15 protein-coding genes and 1 other RNA gene are annotated in these 14236 nt (G+C 68.6%); 13 read left to right on the top strand and 3 right to left on the bottom strand.

What is annotated here, in order from left to right; translation table 11 throughout:
• Positions 1-37: 37 nt before the first annotated feature.
• Positions 38-676 carry a PEP-CTERM sorting domain-containing protein gene (locus tag EV671_RS06640; RefSeq protein ID WP_165917487.1) on the bottom strand — a complete coding sequence of 213 codons (639 nt, stop codon included), beginning with the start codon at positions 674-676 and terminating at the stop codon, positions 38-40.
• Between the two features lie 199 nt (positions 677-875).
• Between EV671_RS06640 and EV671_RS06635 the strand changes: the two genes are divergently transcribed.
• The 5 genes from EV671_RS06635 to EV671_RS06615 all read left to right on the top strand — a co-directional run bounded on the left by EV671_RS06635 (position 876) and on the right by EV671_RS06615 (position 5021).
• The gene (locus EV671_RS06635; protein WP_132570503.1) at positions 876-1793 is read left to right on the top strand and encodes a LysR substrate-binding domain-containing protein; all 918 of its coding nucleotides are present in this window, start codon (positions 876-878) and stop codon (positions 1791-1793) included.
• A gap of 112 nt (positions 1794-1905) precedes the next feature.
• Positions 1906-2793, top strand: a complete 888-nt coding sequence (locus tag EV671_RS06630) for an amino acid ABC transporter substrate-binding protein (protein ID WP_132570502.1) — start codon at positions 1906-1908, stop codon at positions 2791-2793.
• A 75-nt stretch (positions 2794-2868) separates the two neighbouring features.
• The gene (locus tag EV671_RS06625; RefSeq protein WP_132570501.1) at positions 2869-3612 is read left to right on the top strand and encodes an amino acid ABC transporter permease; all 744 of its coding nucleotides are present in this window, start codon (positions 2869-2871) and stop codon (positions 3610-3612) included.
• The gene (locus tag EV671_RS06620; protein ID WP_132570500.1) at positions 3612-4277 is read left to right on the top strand and encodes an amino acid ABC transporter permease; all 666 of its coding nucleotides are present in this window, start codon (positions 3612-3614) and stop codon (positions 4275-4277) included. The genes EV671_RS06625 and EV671_RS06620 overlap by 1 nt, the downstream gene beginning before the upstream one ends.
• 9 nt (positions 4278-4286) lie before the next feature.
• On the top strand, positions 4287-5021 hold the full coding sequence (locus EV671_RS06615; RefSeq protein WP_132570499.1) for an amino acid ABC transporter ATP-binding protein: 735 nt from the start codon (positions 4287-4289) through the stop codon (positions 5019-5021).
• 162 nt (positions 5022-5183) lie between these two features.
• Here the strand turns inward: EV671_RS06615 and EV671_RS06610 are convergent, their stop codons facing one another.
• Entirely contained in the window at positions 5184-5942 is a 759-nt protein-coding gene (locus EV671_RS06610; protein ID WP_132570498.1) for an SDR family NAD(P)-dependent oxidoreductase, read from the bottom strand.
• A gap of 88 nt (positions 5943-6030) precedes the next feature.
• On the opposite strand from EV671_RS06610, the gene EV671_RS06605 reads away from it, so the two are divergent.
• From EV671_RS06605 to EV671_RS06580, 6 genes are read left to right on the top strand one after another with little or no spacing between them, the layout of a single operon-like run.
• Positions 6031-6966 (top strand): LysR family transcriptional regulator, encoded by a 936-nt coding sequence (locus EV671_RS06605; RefSeq protein ID WP_132570497.1) that lies wholly within the window; start codon positions 6031-6033, stop codon positions 6964-6966.
• Positions 6963-7997 carry a dihydroorotase gene (pyrC, locus tag EV671_RS06600; RefSeq protein ID WP_132570496.1) on the top strand — a complete coding sequence of 345 codons (1035 nt, stop codon included), beginning with the start codon at positions 6963-6965 and terminating at the stop codon, positions 7995-7997. Before EV671_RS06605 ends, pyrC begins: the two co-directional genes overlap by 4 nt.
• Entirely contained in the window at positions 7994-8863 is an 870-nt protein-coding gene (locus tag EV671_RS06595) for an NYN domain-containing protein (RefSeq protein WP_132570495.1), read from the top strand. The genes pyrC and EV671_RS06595 overlap by 4 nt, the downstream gene beginning before the upstream one ends.
• Positions 8860-9150 carry a DUF3025 domain-containing protein gene (locus EV671_RS27235; protein WP_243655605.1) on the top strand — a complete coding sequence of 97 codons (291 nt, stop codon included), beginning with the start codon at positions 8860-8862 and terminating at the stop codon, positions 9148-9150. Before EV671_RS06595 ends, EV671_RS27235 begins: the two co-directional genes overlap by 4 nt.
• Before the next feature lie 28 nt (positions 9151-9178).
• A complete protein-coding gene (locus EV671_RS06585) occupies positions 9179-10528 on the top strand; it encodes a S1 family peptidase (protein WP_243655604.1) in 1350 nt (449 codons plus the stop codon).
• On the top strand, positions 10501-11517 hold the full coding sequence (locus EV671_RS06580) for an FHA domain-containing protein (RefSeq protein ID WP_132570494.1): 1017 nt from the start codon (positions 10501-10503) through the stop codon (positions 11515-11517). Before EV671_RS06585 ends, EV671_RS06580 begins: the two co-directional genes overlap by 28 nt.
• A 3-nt stretch (positions 11518-11520) precedes the next feature.
• On the opposite strand, the gene cysK is transcribed toward EV671_RS06580, so the two are convergent.
• The gene (cysK, locus tag EV671_RS06575; protein ID WP_132570493.1) at positions 11521-12438 is read right to left on the bottom strand and encodes a cysteine synthase A; all 918 of its coding nucleotides are present in this window, start codon (positions 12436-12438) and stop codon (positions 11521-11523) included.
• A 38-nt stretch (positions 12439-12476) separates the two neighbouring features.
• Here cysK and rnpB point away from each other — a divergent pair.
• Together rnpB and EV671_RS06565 are read left to right on the top strand one after the other, a co-directional pair.
• Positions 12477-12922: RNase P RNA component class A (rnpB, locus tag EV671_RS06570), an RNA gene on the top strand.
• A gap of 73 nt (positions 12923-12995) precedes the next feature.
• On the top strand, positions 12996-14204 hold the full coding sequence (locus tag EV671_RS06565) for a multidrug effflux MFS transporter (RefSeq protein WP_132570492.1): 1209 nt from the start codon (positions 12996-12998) through the stop codon (positions 14202-14204).
• The last annotated feature ends 32 nt before the right edge of the window (positions 14205-14236 follow it).

Below are 14236 nucleotides of genomic sequence, written 5' to 3'. Positions count from 1 at the left end.
CCGCCGAGGCGGTCATCTTTGGACGGCGTGAGGCGGCTCAGCGAGCGGCGCGCCTGCGGGTCCAGGCGGCGGCACCGAGGGCGCCCAGGGCCAGCGCGATGCTGGCAGGCTCGGGCACCGTGCCGCCCGCTGCGGGCTGGTTGAAACTCAGGTCGTCCAGCAGCAGACCCTGGTCAGCACCGGTGACCTTGAGCGAGAGGGCGATGCCATCGAACTTCATGCTTGTCGTCGTCCAGTTGCAAAAACGTATGCCCTGGATAGAGCATCCGGTTTCCTTCAGACCCGTCAGGCTCTGCAACTCGTGACCGGCGCCATCGAACAACTGAATCGTGACGGCGGAACCAGGCTGGGCCGAGTAGACGAACGAAAACTCGTTGACAAAGCCTCCCGCCAGACTCATCACAAAACTCTGGGAACCCAGGACGGGATCTGCAGTGGCATCCAGCGCGAGTTCCAGGGCGCCGCAGCTGCCGGTGCGCAGGAAACTGTCGAATCCGCCGCAGGAGGGCGCGCTGGATCTCACGCCCCATGCACTGCCAGAGAAGGTGACGCCATCGTAGGCTGCGAGTTGGCGGTCCTGCTGGATATCCTCGAAATCCAGGGAGACCACGCCCGCCATGGCCGGCTGCAGTGCCGCTGTGAAGGCCAGGGCCAGGAGTTTGTTTGTCGCACGCATGGCGTTCTCCATCCGTTGTTCGAGTTGGGCTTGTGAACGGAACTGTAAACAAGCACCTTGAAATTGAGCCTGCCTTCGCCCCTTCAGTTGAGGGGGCTGGGAGCCGGCAGGGACCGGGCTTGAGGGGGGTGGCAGGGTGCGGCCCCGGGGAAACCACGGGCTGCCGGGCGTGGTCGGGGCCTTGGCTACACTGCCGCGGGTGGAAACCAAATGGCTTGAAGACTTCGTCAGCCTGGCCGAGACGCGCAGTTTTTCCCGCTCCGCCCAGCTCCGCCATGTGACCCAGCCGGCGTTTTCGCGCCGCATCCAGGCGCTGGAGGCCTGGGCCGGGGTCGACCTCGTGGACCGATCGTCCTACCCGACCCGCCTGACGGCCGCCGGCACGACGCTGCTGGCCCAGGCGGTCGAGGTGCTGGGCAACCTTCAGGCCACGCGCAATATGCTGCGCAGCCACCAGGCGGCCGACCAGGACATGATCGAGTTCGCCGTGCCGCACTCGCTGGCCTTCTCCTTCTTCCCGCACTGGCTGATGGACCTGCGCCGCGGCTTCGGGGCGATCAAGTGCCGGCTGAACGCGGCCAATGTGCACGACGCGATGCTGCAGCTCAGCGAAGGCAATTGCGACCTGCTGCTGGTCTACCACCACGCCAGCCAGCCGCTGCAGCTCGACCCCGAGCGCTACCAGATGGCCTCGCTCGGCCACGAGACGCTGTCGCCCTATGCCAGGGCGGACGCGCAGGGCCGGCCGCTGTTCCGGCTGCCGGGCCGGCCGGGGCAAAAGATCCCCTTCCTCGCCTACGCGGCCGGCGCCTACCTCGGCCGCCTGGTCGAGCTCATCGTCAAGGAGGCCGACTGCGCGCTGAACCTGGACGCCATCTACGAGACCGACATGGCCGAGGGCCTGAAGGCGATGGCGCTGGAGGGGCATGGCTTCGCCTTCCTGCCGGCCAGCTCGGTGCAGAAGGAACTGGCCAGCGGCCGCCTCGTGCCGGCGGCGGCGGCGGGGACCTTCAGCGTCAGCATGGAGCTGCGCATCTACCGCGAGCGGCCCGAGATCTCGCGCCGGCAGAAGCCCGCCGCCCAGGCGCTGTGGGACTATCTTGCGTCGGCGGCATGAGGTCATCGCGCATGCGCATGCCACGTATAAACCCGTATTCGGGCTGGGTGCCGCGCGTGGTCTGCTCATGCCTGTTTGATATCGATATCCCTTCCTTGTTGTTGGAGTCTCCATGAAGAAAATCCTGCTTGCCGCGGCCTTGGTGGCCGGCGCGGCCGCCGTGCACGCCGAGGACACGCTGAAGAAGGTCAAGGACAGCGGCGTCATCACGATGGGTGTGCGCGAGTCCTCGGGCCTGGCCTACACCATCGGTGACGGCAAATACGTCGGCTACCACATCGATGTCTGCCATCGCGTCATCACCGACCTTGAGAAGGCGCTCGGCCGCAAGCTGGAGACCAAGTACCAACCCGTCACGTCCGCCAACCGCATCCCGCTGACGGTCAACGGCACCGTGGACCTGGAATGCGGCTCGACGACCAACAACGTCGCGCGCCAGAAGGACGTCGCCTTCGCGGTGACGACCTATGTCGAGGAAGTGCGCATCGCCGTGAAGGCTGCCTCGGGCATCACGTCGATCAAGCAGCTCAATGGCAAGACCGTCGCGACGACCACCGGCACGACCTCGGTGCAGACGCTGCGCAAGCATGAGCGCGCCACCGGCGTGGACTTCAAGGAAGTCTTCGGCAAGGACCATGCCGACAGCTTCCTGCTGCTGGACTCCGGCCGCGCCGACGCCTTCGTGATGGACGGCTCCATCCTGGCCAAGAACATCGCCACGTCCAAGAACCCGGCCGATTTCAAGATCGTCGGCGAGGTGCTGTCGGTCGAGCCCATCGCCATCATGATGCGTAAGGACGATCCGGCCTTCAAGAAGGCCGTGGACGACAGCATCAAGGGCATGATGAAGTCGGGTGAACTGGCCAAGATCTACGACAGGTGGTTCATGCAGCCCATCCCGCCGACCAACACCAAGATCGGCCTGCCACTGTCTGCCGCGAACAAGGACGCCTGGGCCAACCCCAACGACAGGCCGATGGAAGACTACGCGAAGAAGTGATCCGCGTATCGACCTGAACCACCGCAAAGCGGGTGCCTGGCACCCGCTTTGTTCTAGAAGGCTCAAGGAGAAGCCATGAGTTGGGACTGGCAGTTCTACTGCAATGACACCGCCACCGGCGAGGCCGTCGCCGGTTGCTTCGGGCCGGGCGGCAAGGAGCAGACCTATCTTCAGTGGATGCTGAACGCCTGGGGCTGGACGCTGAGCGTCTCGCTGCTCGCGCTGCTGGTGGCGCTGGTGGTGGGTTCGCTGATCGGCATCGCCCGCACGACGCCGAACAAATGGCTGGCGCGCTTCGGCGAGGCCTGGACCGAGCTGTTCCGCAACATCCCGCTGCTGGTCCAGGTCTTCCTTTGGTACCACGTGCTGCCGGCGCTGTTCCCGGTGCTGCGCGACGCGGTGCCACCTTCGGTGCTGGTCGTCTGCGCTTTGGGCTTCTTCACCAGCGCGCGCATCGGCGAGCAGGTCAAGGCCGGCATCCAGACCCTGCCGCGCGGCCAGCGCTATGCCGGCCAGGCCCTGGGCATGACGCTGCCGCAGACCTATCGCTTCGTGCTGCTGCCGATGGCCTTTCGCATCGTCATCCCGCCGCTGACCAGCGAGAGCATGAACATCGTCAAGAACTCGGCCGTGGCCTTCGCGGTCAGCATTCCCGAGTTGGCCCAGTTCGCCCAGCAGGCCTCCGAGGAAACCTCGCACTTCGAGGAGATATTCATCCCCGTGACGGCCCTCTATTTCATCTCCGCCTTCGCGATCAACCGCGTCGCCAAGTTCATCGAGGCGCGCGTGCGCATCCCCGGCTCGGGCGGAGGCAAGTGATGCTGAACCTCGACTACTCCTTCCTGAACTGGGACGTCGTCCAGAGCTTCGTCGCCAAGGGCTTCTGGTTCTCCATCCAGCTGACGCTGGTGGCCATGATCGGCGGCATCGTGCTCGGCACGCTGCTGGCGATGATGCGGCTGTCCAGCCACCGCTGGCTGTCGGCGCCAGCGGCCTTCTATGTCGACACGCTGCGCTCCATCCCGCTGGTGATGGTGATCCTGTGGTTCTTCCTGCTGATCCCCAAGTTGCTCGGGCCGCTGGGCGGGCAGATGTCGGCCTTCATCACCTTCACGCTGTTCGAGGCCACCTACTACTCCGAGATCATGCGCGCCGGCATCCAGTCGGTGTCCAGGGGCCAAGTCAATGCCGGCTACGCGGTGGGCATGACCTACGGGCAGACGATGCGCTTCGTCGTGCTGCCCCAGGCCTTCCGCAACATGCTGCCGGTGCTGCTGACCCAGACCATCATCCTGTTCCAGGACACCTCGCTGGTCTATGCGGTCGGCGAATACGACCTGCTGAAGGGCTTCGAGGTCGCGGGCAAGAACTTCAACCGCCCGGTCGAGACCTATCTCGTTGCCGCCGTCGTCTATTTCGTCATCTGCTTCGGCCTGTCCCACCTTGTCAGGCAATTGCAGAAGAAGATCGCCATCATCCGTTGAGGTCGCGTTGTGATTGACATCAAGAACATCTCCAAGTGGTACGGCAGCTTCCAGGTGCTGACCGACTGCACGACGTCCATCAAGAAGGGCGAGGTCGTCGTCGTTTGCGGGCCCTCGGGCTCGGGCAAGTCGACGCTGATCAAGACCGTCAACGCGCTGGAGCCCTTCCAGAAGGGCGACATCGTCGTCGACGGCATCTCCATCGCCGACCCCAAGACCAACCTGCCCAAGCTGCGCTCGCGCGTCGGCATGGTGTTCCAGCATTTCGAGCTCTTCCCGCACCTGTCGGTGACCGAGAACCTGACCATCGCCCAGGTCAAGGTGCTGGGCCGCTCGCTGGCCGACGCCAAGGCGCGCGGCCTGAAGATGCTGGACCGCGTCGGCCTGTCGGCCCACAAGGACAAGTTCCCGGGCCAGCTCTCCGGCGGCCAGCAGCAGCGCGTGGCCATCGCGCGGGCGCTGTCGATGGACCCCATCGTCATGCTGTTCGACGAACCCACCTCGGCGCTCGACCCCGAGATGGTGGGCGAGGTGCTGGACGTGATGGTGCAGCTGGCCAACGAGGGCATGACCATGATGTGCGTGACGCACGAGATGGGCTTTGCCAAGCGGGTCAGCAACCGCGTCATCTTCATGGACGCCGGCAAGATCGTCGAGGACTGCTCCAGCGCCGACTTCTTCGGCAAGCCCGAGGAGCGTTCGCCCCGCGCCAAGGACTTCCTCTCGAAGATCCTGCAGCACTGAGCCCCTTGCCCAGGCTTGCCGCGCTGAACGCGGGCAAGCCTGGTCGGTCTTGCAGACCGCGCAGCCGGCAGAGCGGCTGCCCTTCGGCAAGCACGACAAGCCCTCGGGACTTGTCGTGTCAGGCCTCAGCCCGAAGACGGGGCCGTTTGGGGCCGTCTTCGATCAGAGGAACATCCCGCCCGACGCCTCCACGCGCTGGCCGGTGATCCAGCCGGCGCCCGGCCGCATCAGCGCCGCCGCGGCGCCGCCGATGTCGGCGGCCTCGCCGGCCCGGCCCAGGGCCGTGACCGATGCGACGAAGCGGTTCAGCTCCGCGTTGTCGCGCACCGCACCGCCGCCGAAATCGGTCGCGATCGCGCCCGGCGCCAGCGTGTTCACGCGGATGCCGCGCGCGGCCAGCTCCTTGGCCTGGTAGCGGCTCAGCACCTCGACGGCCCCCTTCATCACCGCGTAGGCGCCATAGCCCGGGACCGTGAAGCGGGCCAGGCCGCTGGAGATGTTCAGCACGCGGGCGCCGTCGGCCAGCAGCGGCAGCAGGGCCTGGGTCAGGAAGAAGGGGCCCTTCAGATGGATGGCCAGCATCGCGTCGAACTGGGCCGGCGTCGTCTTGGCAAAGCTGGCGTGGGCGCCGGCGCCGGCATTGTTGACGAGGCCGTCCAGCCGGCTTGCGCCCCAGGCGTCCAGGCCGGCCTGCAGCCGCGCGACGAAGGCCGGGAAGCCGGCCGCATCGGCCACATCCAGCGGCAGGGCCAGCGCGCGCCGTCCCAGGGCCTGGATCTGCGCGACGACCGTGTCGGCGGCAGTGGCGGCCTCGCGGTAGGTCAGCACGATGTCGTGGTTGTCGCGGGCCAGGGCGAGGGCCATCGCGGCGCCCAGGCCGCGGCTGCCGCCGGTGATCAACGTGATGGACGTGGATTGCATGGATTTCTCCGTGGAGTGGTGACGGAGGGAATTTATTGTTCTATTTAATGTCGATAAAGTAGGTTCGTTTGAAAAGACTGTGCATTAAATGCAATCCAATCTGGATCTGGCCGCGTTGCGCGTCTTCCTGCAGGTCGCCGAGCTGGCCCACTTCAGCCGGGCTGCCGACGAGCTGGGCCTGCCCAAGGGGCGGGTCAGCCAGGTCGTGCGTGAACTGGAGGCCCGGCTCGGCACGCGCCTGTTCCAGCGCACGACGCGGCGTGTCAGCCTGACCTCGGACGGCGAGCTGCTCGCGGAGCGCGCCCGCACGCTGCTGGCGGACGCCGGCGAGGTCGAGGCGCTGTTCCAGCAGGATCGCCAGCTCGGCGGCCGGCTGCGCGTGGACATGCCGGTGCGCCTGGCCCTGGGCCGCGTGCTGCCGGCCCTGCCGGGCTTTCTGGCCGCGCATCCGGGTCTGCAGGTGGAGCTGAGCTGCTCGGACCGGCGCGTGGACCTCGTGGAGGAGGGCTTCGACTGCGTGCTGCGCGTTGGCGCCGTCCATGACCCCATGCTGGTGGCGCGGCCGCTCGGGCGCGTCAGCCTGGTCAACGCCGCCAGCCCGGCCTATCTGGCCGCACGCGGCATGCCCGGAACGCCGGATGATCTGCTCGCCCAGGGCCATGAGCTCGTCCACTACAGCCAGACCTGGGCCGACCGCCGGCCGCGCTTCGACTGGGTGGACGCGGAGGGCCGGGCACGCAGCCTGGGCCTGCCGGCGCGGGTCAGCGTCAACCACACCGATGCCTACGAGACCGCCGCGCTGGCCGGCATGGGCATCGTGCAGGCGCCCGGCATCGGCTTGCGCGCGGCCATCGCGGACGGGCGCCTCGTGCGCGTGCTGCCGGGCTACGAGCCGGCGCCGCTGTCGGTCAACCTCGTCACGAGCCAGCGCCGCCACACGCCGCGGCGCGTGCGCGTCTTCATGGACTGGCTGACCGGCCAGCTCGCGGGCTATCTGGACGACGACAATCCCACCCCATCATGACCGACATCCTCACCCTCACCCGCCCGGACGACTGGCATCTGCACCTGCGCGACGAGGCGGCGCTGGCCAGCGTCCTGCCCTATACGGCGCACCAGTTCGCGCGTGCCATCGTCATGCCCAATCTGCGCCCGCCTGTCACCACCGCGGCCCAGGCCCTGGCCTATCGCGAGCGCATCCTCGCCGCCCTGCCCGAGGGCAGCGACTTCCAGCCGCTGATGACGATGTACCTGACGGACAACACGCCGCCGGACGAGATCAAGCGTGCGAAGGACGCGGGCGTCGTCGCGCTCAAGCTCTATCCGGCCGGCGCCACGACCAACAGCGATGCCGGCGTGACCGACATCCGCAAGACCTACAGGACGCTGGAGGCCATGCAGCGCGAGGGCCTGCTCTTCCTCGTGCACGGCGAGGTGACCGACGCCGACATCGACGTCTTCGACCGCGAGGCCGTCTTCGTCGACCGCGTGATGACGCCGCTGCGCGCCGCCATGCCCGAGCTCAAGGTCGTGTTCGAGCACATCACGACCAAGGAGGCCGCCCAGTACGTGACCGAGGCCGACCGCTTCACCGCCGCCACCATCACGCCCCAGCACCTGCTCTACAACCGCAACGCCATCTTCACCGGTGGCCTGCGCCCGCACTACTACTGCCTGCCCGTGCTCAAGCGCGAGGAGCACCGCCAGGCCCTGCTGAAGGCTGCGGCCTCGGGCCTGCCCAAGTTCTTCCTCGGCACCGACAGCGCGCCGCACGCGGCCCAGCTGAAGGAGGCCTCGGTCTGCGGCGCCGGCTGCTTCACGGCCATCGCGGCGCTGGAGCTGTATGCCGAGGCCTTCGAAGCCATCGGCGCCCTCGACAAGCTCGACGCCTTCGCCGGCCACCATGGCCCCGACTTCTACGGCCTGCCGCGCAACGGCGGCACCGTCACGCTCAAGCGCGAACCCTGGACGCTGCCGTCCGCCGTGCCCTTCGGCGAAGCCCAGCTGAAGCCGCTGCGCGGCGGCGAGACGCTGAACTGGAAACTGATCGCATGACCGACACGAACAAGAAGGTCGCCTTCCTCGTCGACTTCGACAACGTCGCCACCGATGTCATCGAGCAGGCGCTCAACGCCGTGTTCAAGGACTACGGCGCCGCCCACATCCGCCGCGCCTACTGCAATGCCGAGCAGGCGCTGCGCGAGCAAAGCTTCCTGAAGCGCCTGGGCCTGCGTGCCATCGTCAACCTCGCCATCGGCAAGAACTCCACCGACATCGCGCTGGCCGCCGACGCGATGGACCTGGCCATCACCGAGAAGCCCGACGTCATCGTGCTGGTGTCGTCCGACAGCGACTTCGCGCCGCTGGTGCTGCGCCTGCGCGAGAAGGGCTGCTGGCTGCGCGGCTTCGGCCAGCACGGCAAGACCGGCGACGGCGTGATCCAGATTTACGACCAGTTCAACGAACTGGCCCACGACAGCGGCCGCTCCGCGCCCAAGCCCGCGCCCAAGCGTGAGCCGGCCAGGAAGGCCGCAGCAGCACCCAAGCCGGCCGCCAAGAAGGCCGCGGCACCCGCCAAGGCCGCCGCCCCGGCTCTGAAGCCGGCGGCGCCTGTGCCCGAAGCCAAGCCCGCCGCGGTGCCTGCGCCCAGGCCCGTTGCAGCGCCCGTGCCCAAGCTGGCAGCAGCGCCGGTCCCGGTCGACGCCAGCGTTGCCGCCGCCAAGGAAATCAACGCCGTGCTGGCGTTGCTGCCCAGGCTGGCCGACGGCCAATGGCATGACCTCGGCGCCGCCGCCAAGGTGTTGAAGGAGGCCGGCCTGCTGGCCAAGTCCGCGCCGTCGACCAAGCTGTTCCGCAAGCATCCGCACGCCTTCGAGCTGCAGCCGGCCAAGCAGCCGAACCAGGTCCGCTTCGCTACTTGAGGATCGCCCCGGACTGGGCTGCGCCCTGGTTCGAGCCGTACCGCGACGTGGCCGCACCGGTGCTGGCGCGGCTGGCGGATGGCGCGCCGGTGCTCGAGGCACTGGGCCACGCGCGCTTCGAGCCCGCCGGACCGCTGCGCCTGGGCTACGAGTGGCACATCGCCGCCACCGGCCGCGTGCCGGCCGCGCTGCCCCCCCTGCCCGTGCTCGGCATCCCTGGCTGGTGGCCAGCAAACGAGGGGCGGGCTTCTACGCTGACGACCGGGTATTCCGCCCAAAGCAGCTAGCATCGGCGCCCTCCACCGGAGGTCTCGCTTGTTGAAGTCCTGTCTGAAGTTCCTGCTGGTCGCGGCCCTCGCCGGGCTGGCGCTTGCGGCCGGCGCGCAAACGCAGGCGCCCGCCGCATCGGCGCCTGGGGCGCAGCAGCCGCCGACCGTGTCGGCCAGTGCCCGGCGCCTGTACGAGCGCAGCAAGGGCCAGCTGCTGCAGATCCGCACGCTGCTGAAGACCCAGGACAGCCAGGCCTCGGTCGGCTCGGGCTTCCTCGTCAGCGACGACGGCCACATCGTCACCAACTACCACGTCATCAGCCAGTTCGCACTGGAGCCCGACAGCTACCGGCTGCGCTATGCGACGACCGACGGCCAGGGCGGCGCGCTGGAGCTGCTGGACTTCGACGCCCGTCGCGACCTGGCGCTGCTGCGCGCCGTGGGCGATGGGCTGAAGGGCCGCGGCGCCCTGGGCTTCCGCCCGCAGAGCCAGCCGCTGGCCAAGGGCGAGCGCATCTATTCGATGGGCAACCCGCACGACGTGGCCTTCGCCGTCGTCGAGGGCAACTACAACGGCCTGGTCGAGCGCAGCTTCGACCCGCTGATCTACTACGCGGGCGGCATCAACCCCGGCATGAGCGGCGGGCCGGTGCTGGACGAGGACGGCCGCGTCGTCGGCGTCAACGTGTCGACGCTGCTGTTCGCGCAGCAGGTCAGCTTCCTCGTGCCGGGCGAGTTCGCCGAGGGCCTGGTCAGGCGCAGCCTCGGCGCCAAGCCCATCCACACGGCCGCCTGGGCCCGCCTGCGCGACCAGCTGACCCGCTACCAGGACGAGCTCGTCACGCGCTTCCTGTCCCAGCCCTGGGAGAGTGCCAACAACGACCGCTACCGCCTGCCCGTGCCCAGGCAGGACTTCATGCGCTGCTGGGGGCGGGGGACGTCGGCCGACACCAAGGGCCTGGACTTCGAGCGCTCGCAGTGCCGCATGGACCACGCTCTCTTCGTCAGCGGCAGCCTGCAGACCGGCTGGCTGGACATGTCGCACGAGGCCTATGACGGCAGCAAGCTCGGCCCGCTGCGCTTCGCGCGCCAGTATTCGCAGAGCTTTCGCAACGAGCGCCTGGGTGCTGCCGACAAGGCGCGCACCGCGCCCTACTGCAAGGAGCAGTTCGTCGACCGGGACGGCCTGCCGCTGCGCGCCGTCGTCTGCCTGCGGGCCTACCGCAAGCTCGACGGTCTGCACGATCTCAGCGTGCTCGTGACGACGGTGGACTCGTCCACGCAGGGCGCGCTGGGCCGCTTCGACGCCAAGGGCGTCAGCTTCGACAACGCGCTCAAGCTCGCGGCGCACTATCTGGAGGGCTTCGCGTGGACGAACAGCAGCAAGGCCAAGTGACGACGCCCACCGCGCCCGCTGCCGTCGTCGAGCTGCTGGGCCGCGACGGCCGCGCGACGCTCGTGCAGCGCGTGACGCGATGGCCCGTGCGCATCGGCCGCTCGCCGGCCTGCGACATCGTGCTGGACGACGCCCACCTCGCCGCCGAGCATGCCGAGCTGCACCTCGCCCCCGCAGGCGGCGTGCGGCTGAGGCTGCTGCCGAGCCGCAACGGCGGCCATGTCGGCAAGCAGCGCCTGGCCGGCGGCGACGAGGCGCCGCTGCCCGCGGGCGGCGCCTTCCAGCTGGCCGGCTGCTTGCTGCGGCTGCGCACCAGCGCCGACATGCTCGCGCCCGAGCATCTGCTCATCGTCGACAAGACCCGCCATTGGGCCCTGGTGCCGCTGCTGCTTCTGGGCATGCTGTTCTTCCAGTGGCTGGACCGCTGGAGCGCCGTCGACCCCGACGCGCGCTGGGTCGACTATGCCTCGCCGCTGCTGGCGCCGCTGGCCCTCGTGCTCGGCTGGGCGGGCCTGTGGTCGCTGGCCAGCCAGCTCTTCCAGCACCGCTTCCCGTTCACGACGCATCTGCGCCGCGCGCTCGTCGTCATCGTCGCGATGCAGCTGCTGGAATGGCTGCTGCCGGCTGTGGCCTATGCCTTCTCCTGGCCGCGGCTGATGGCGCTGGAGGCGCTGTCCATGCCCATCGCCGCCGCGCTGCTGATCGCCTGGCATGCCCGCCTCGTCTGGCCGGGCGCGCATCGCACGCTGAACGGCGGCCTCGCAGTCCTGCTGCTGCTGGGCCTGGGCCTGCAGGCGGCGGGGCGCCAGGAACAGCAGCACACCTTCGGCCCGCCCTACCTCGCCAGCCTGCCGCCACCGGTGCTGCGCATCGCACCCACCCAGCCGCCGCAGGCCCTGATCGAGTCCCTCAAGCCGCTGAAGGCCGAGCTGGCCCGCCAGGCGCACAAGGACAGCGAAGGTGCCGGCGAGGACGACAGCGGCGAATGAGGTTCAGGTCTGCGGCAGGAAGCCCTCGACCGACAGGTAGCGCTCGCCGGTGTCGTAGTTGAAGCCCAGCACCCGCGCACTCGCGGGCAGCTCGGGCAGCTTCTGCGCGATGGCCGCCAGCGTCGCGCCGCTGGAGATGCCCACCAGCAGGCCCTCCTCGCGGGCGCAGCGGCGCGCGTACTCGCGCGCGGCCTCGGCCTCGACCTGGATGACGCCGTCCAGCCGGGCCGTGTCCAGCACGGCCGGGATGAAGCCCGCGCCTATGCCCTGGATGGGGTGCGGGCTGGGCTGGCCGCCACTGATGACGGGGCTGGCGCTGGGCTCCACGGCAAACACCTTGAGCTGCGGCCAGACGGCCTTCAGCACCTGGGCACAGCCGCTGATGTGGCCGCCGGTGCCGACGCCGGTGATCAGCGCGTCCAGGCCTTCAGGGAAGTCGCGCAGGATCTCCTGCGCCGTTGTCCTGACGTGCACGGCCGGGTTGGCCGCGTTCTCGAACTGCTGCGGCATCCAGGAGTCCGGGTGCTGTTCCAGCAGCTCGCGGGCGCGGGCGATGGCGCCCTTCATGCCCTTCTCGCGCGGCGTCAGGTCGAAGCTCGCGCCATAGGCCAGCATCAGCCGGCGGCGCTCGACGCTCATGCTGTCGGGCATCACCAGGATGAGCTTGTAGCCCTTGACGGCTGCCACCATGGCTAGGCCGACGCCGGTGTTGCCCGAGGTGGGTTCGATGATGGTGCCGCCGGGCTTGAGCTCGCCGCTGGCCTCGGCGGCCTCGACCATGGACAGCGCGATGCGGTCCTTGATGGAGCCGCCCGGGTTGCTGCGTTCGGACTTGACCCAGACCTCGCTGCCGCTGAACAGGCGCTGCAGCCGGATGTGTGGGGTGTTGCCGATGGTGTCGAGGACGTTCTGAGCCTTCATGTCGGTTCCTGGGCCGGTGCTGGGATAATCGCTAGTGTGAAGCAAGCCAGACCGCCGCTGGGGCGATCTCGGAAACGAGGCCCTGGAGGAAGGTCCGGACTGCATAGAGCGGCGTAGCAGCTAACGGCTGCCCGGCGAAAGCCGAGGATCAGAGCAACAGAGACGAGTTCTGTTGGGACAACCCGATGGGTGGTCTGTGAGGCGCCAGCGCAAGCTGGCGTGGGGTGGAGCGAAAGCTTCGCACCATCGCGCGAAAGCGCGAACCGAACAGCACCTCTGTCGGGCTCTGCCCGACGGAGGTGAAACGGGCAATCTCTACGCGCAGCAACACCAAGTAGGCCAGCGTCGATGCGGCTCGCAGAGCTGGCGGGTAGGTGGCAACGAGCCGGGCAGCGATGCCCGGCCCAGAGGAATGGCGGTCACGCCGTCCGGCCCGCAAGGGCAGGGCGGTGCACAGAATCCGGCCTATCGGCTTGCTTCACTCTTTTCTTTCGGCAGGGCCGGCGGTGCGTCGATAGACTGCTTCCTTTGCCCCCCGATCCCCTCCCTCCCCCCCGATGAATCCCGAAGCCAGCCGCCTGTGGCGCGCGCCCCGCTGGGCCCTGTCCGTGCTGCTGGCCTGCTTGGCCATGGTCGGGCCCTTCTCCATCGACACCTATCTGCCGGCTTTCTCCGGCATCGCCGCGGCGCTGGACGCGACGCCGGTGCAGATGCAGCAGACGCTGTCGGCCTATCTGCTCGGCTTCGCCTTCATGAACCTCTTCCACGGCGCGCTGTCGGACTGCTTCGGCCGCCGGCCCGTGGTGCTCGTCGGCCTGGCCATCTTCACGGGCGCGAGCGTGGGCTGCGCGCTGGCCGGCTCCATCGGCCAGCTCGTCTTCTGGCGCACGGTGCAGGGCATGTCGGCGGGCGCCGGCATCGTCGTGTCGCGGGCCATCATCCGCGACATGTTCCCGCCGGCCGATGCGCAGCGCGTGATGTCGCAGGTGACCCTCTTCTTCGGCGTGGCGCCGGCCATCGCGCCGATGGTGGGCGGCTTCCTGTTCGTGCATGCCGACTGGCATTCGATCTTCTGGTTCCTGACCTTGGTCGGCACGGCCCTGCTGGTGTCCAACTGGCGGCTGCTGCCCGAGACCCTGCACGCCGGGCTCAGGCAGCCCTTCCACCCGGGTGCGCTGATGCGCGAGTACGGGCGGCTGTGCAGCAGCCGCAAGTTCATGCTGCTGGTGCTGGCCAGCGGCATCCCCTTCAACGGAATGTTCCTCTATGTGCTGGCCACGCCGGTCTTCCTGGGCGAGCACCTGCATTTCGCGCCGACGCAGTTCTTCTGGTTCTTCATCTGCTCCATCGGCGGCATCATGGCCGGCGCGGCGGTCAGCGGCCGGCTGGCCGGCCGGATGTCGGCCAAGCGCCAGATCATGCGCGGCTTTCGCATCATGTCCGCGGTGTCGGTGGCCAATATCCTGTTGAACCTGTTCGCGCCGCTGAGCCCCTTCTGGGCCCTGCCGATGGTCGGCCTGTTCGCCTTCGGCTGGGCCATGATGGTGCCTGTCGTCACGCTGCTGGTGCTGGACCAGGTGCCCGAGCGCCGCGGCATGGCCTCGTCGCTGCAGGCCTGCATCGGCTCGGCGGCCAACGGCCTGGTGGCCGGCGTACTGGTGCCCCTGGTCATGCACTCCACGCTGGCCCTGGCCGTCACGTCGGCCGGGCTGATGCTGGTGGGGCTGGCGGCCTGGTATGGCGTGCGCCGCTCCGTCGCCGCTTAAGCCCTGGGCGGCGGCGCCGAAATCTCCATGAT

Origin of the sequence: Roseateles saccharophilus, from assembly GCF_004342485.1 — a bacterium.
GTDB classification, from domain to species: Bacteria; Pseudomonadota; Gammaproteobacteria; order Burkholderiales; family Burkholderiaceae_C; genus Pelomonas; species Pelomonas saccharophila.
This window is presented reverse-complemented; position numbering and strand designations above follow the sequence as displayed.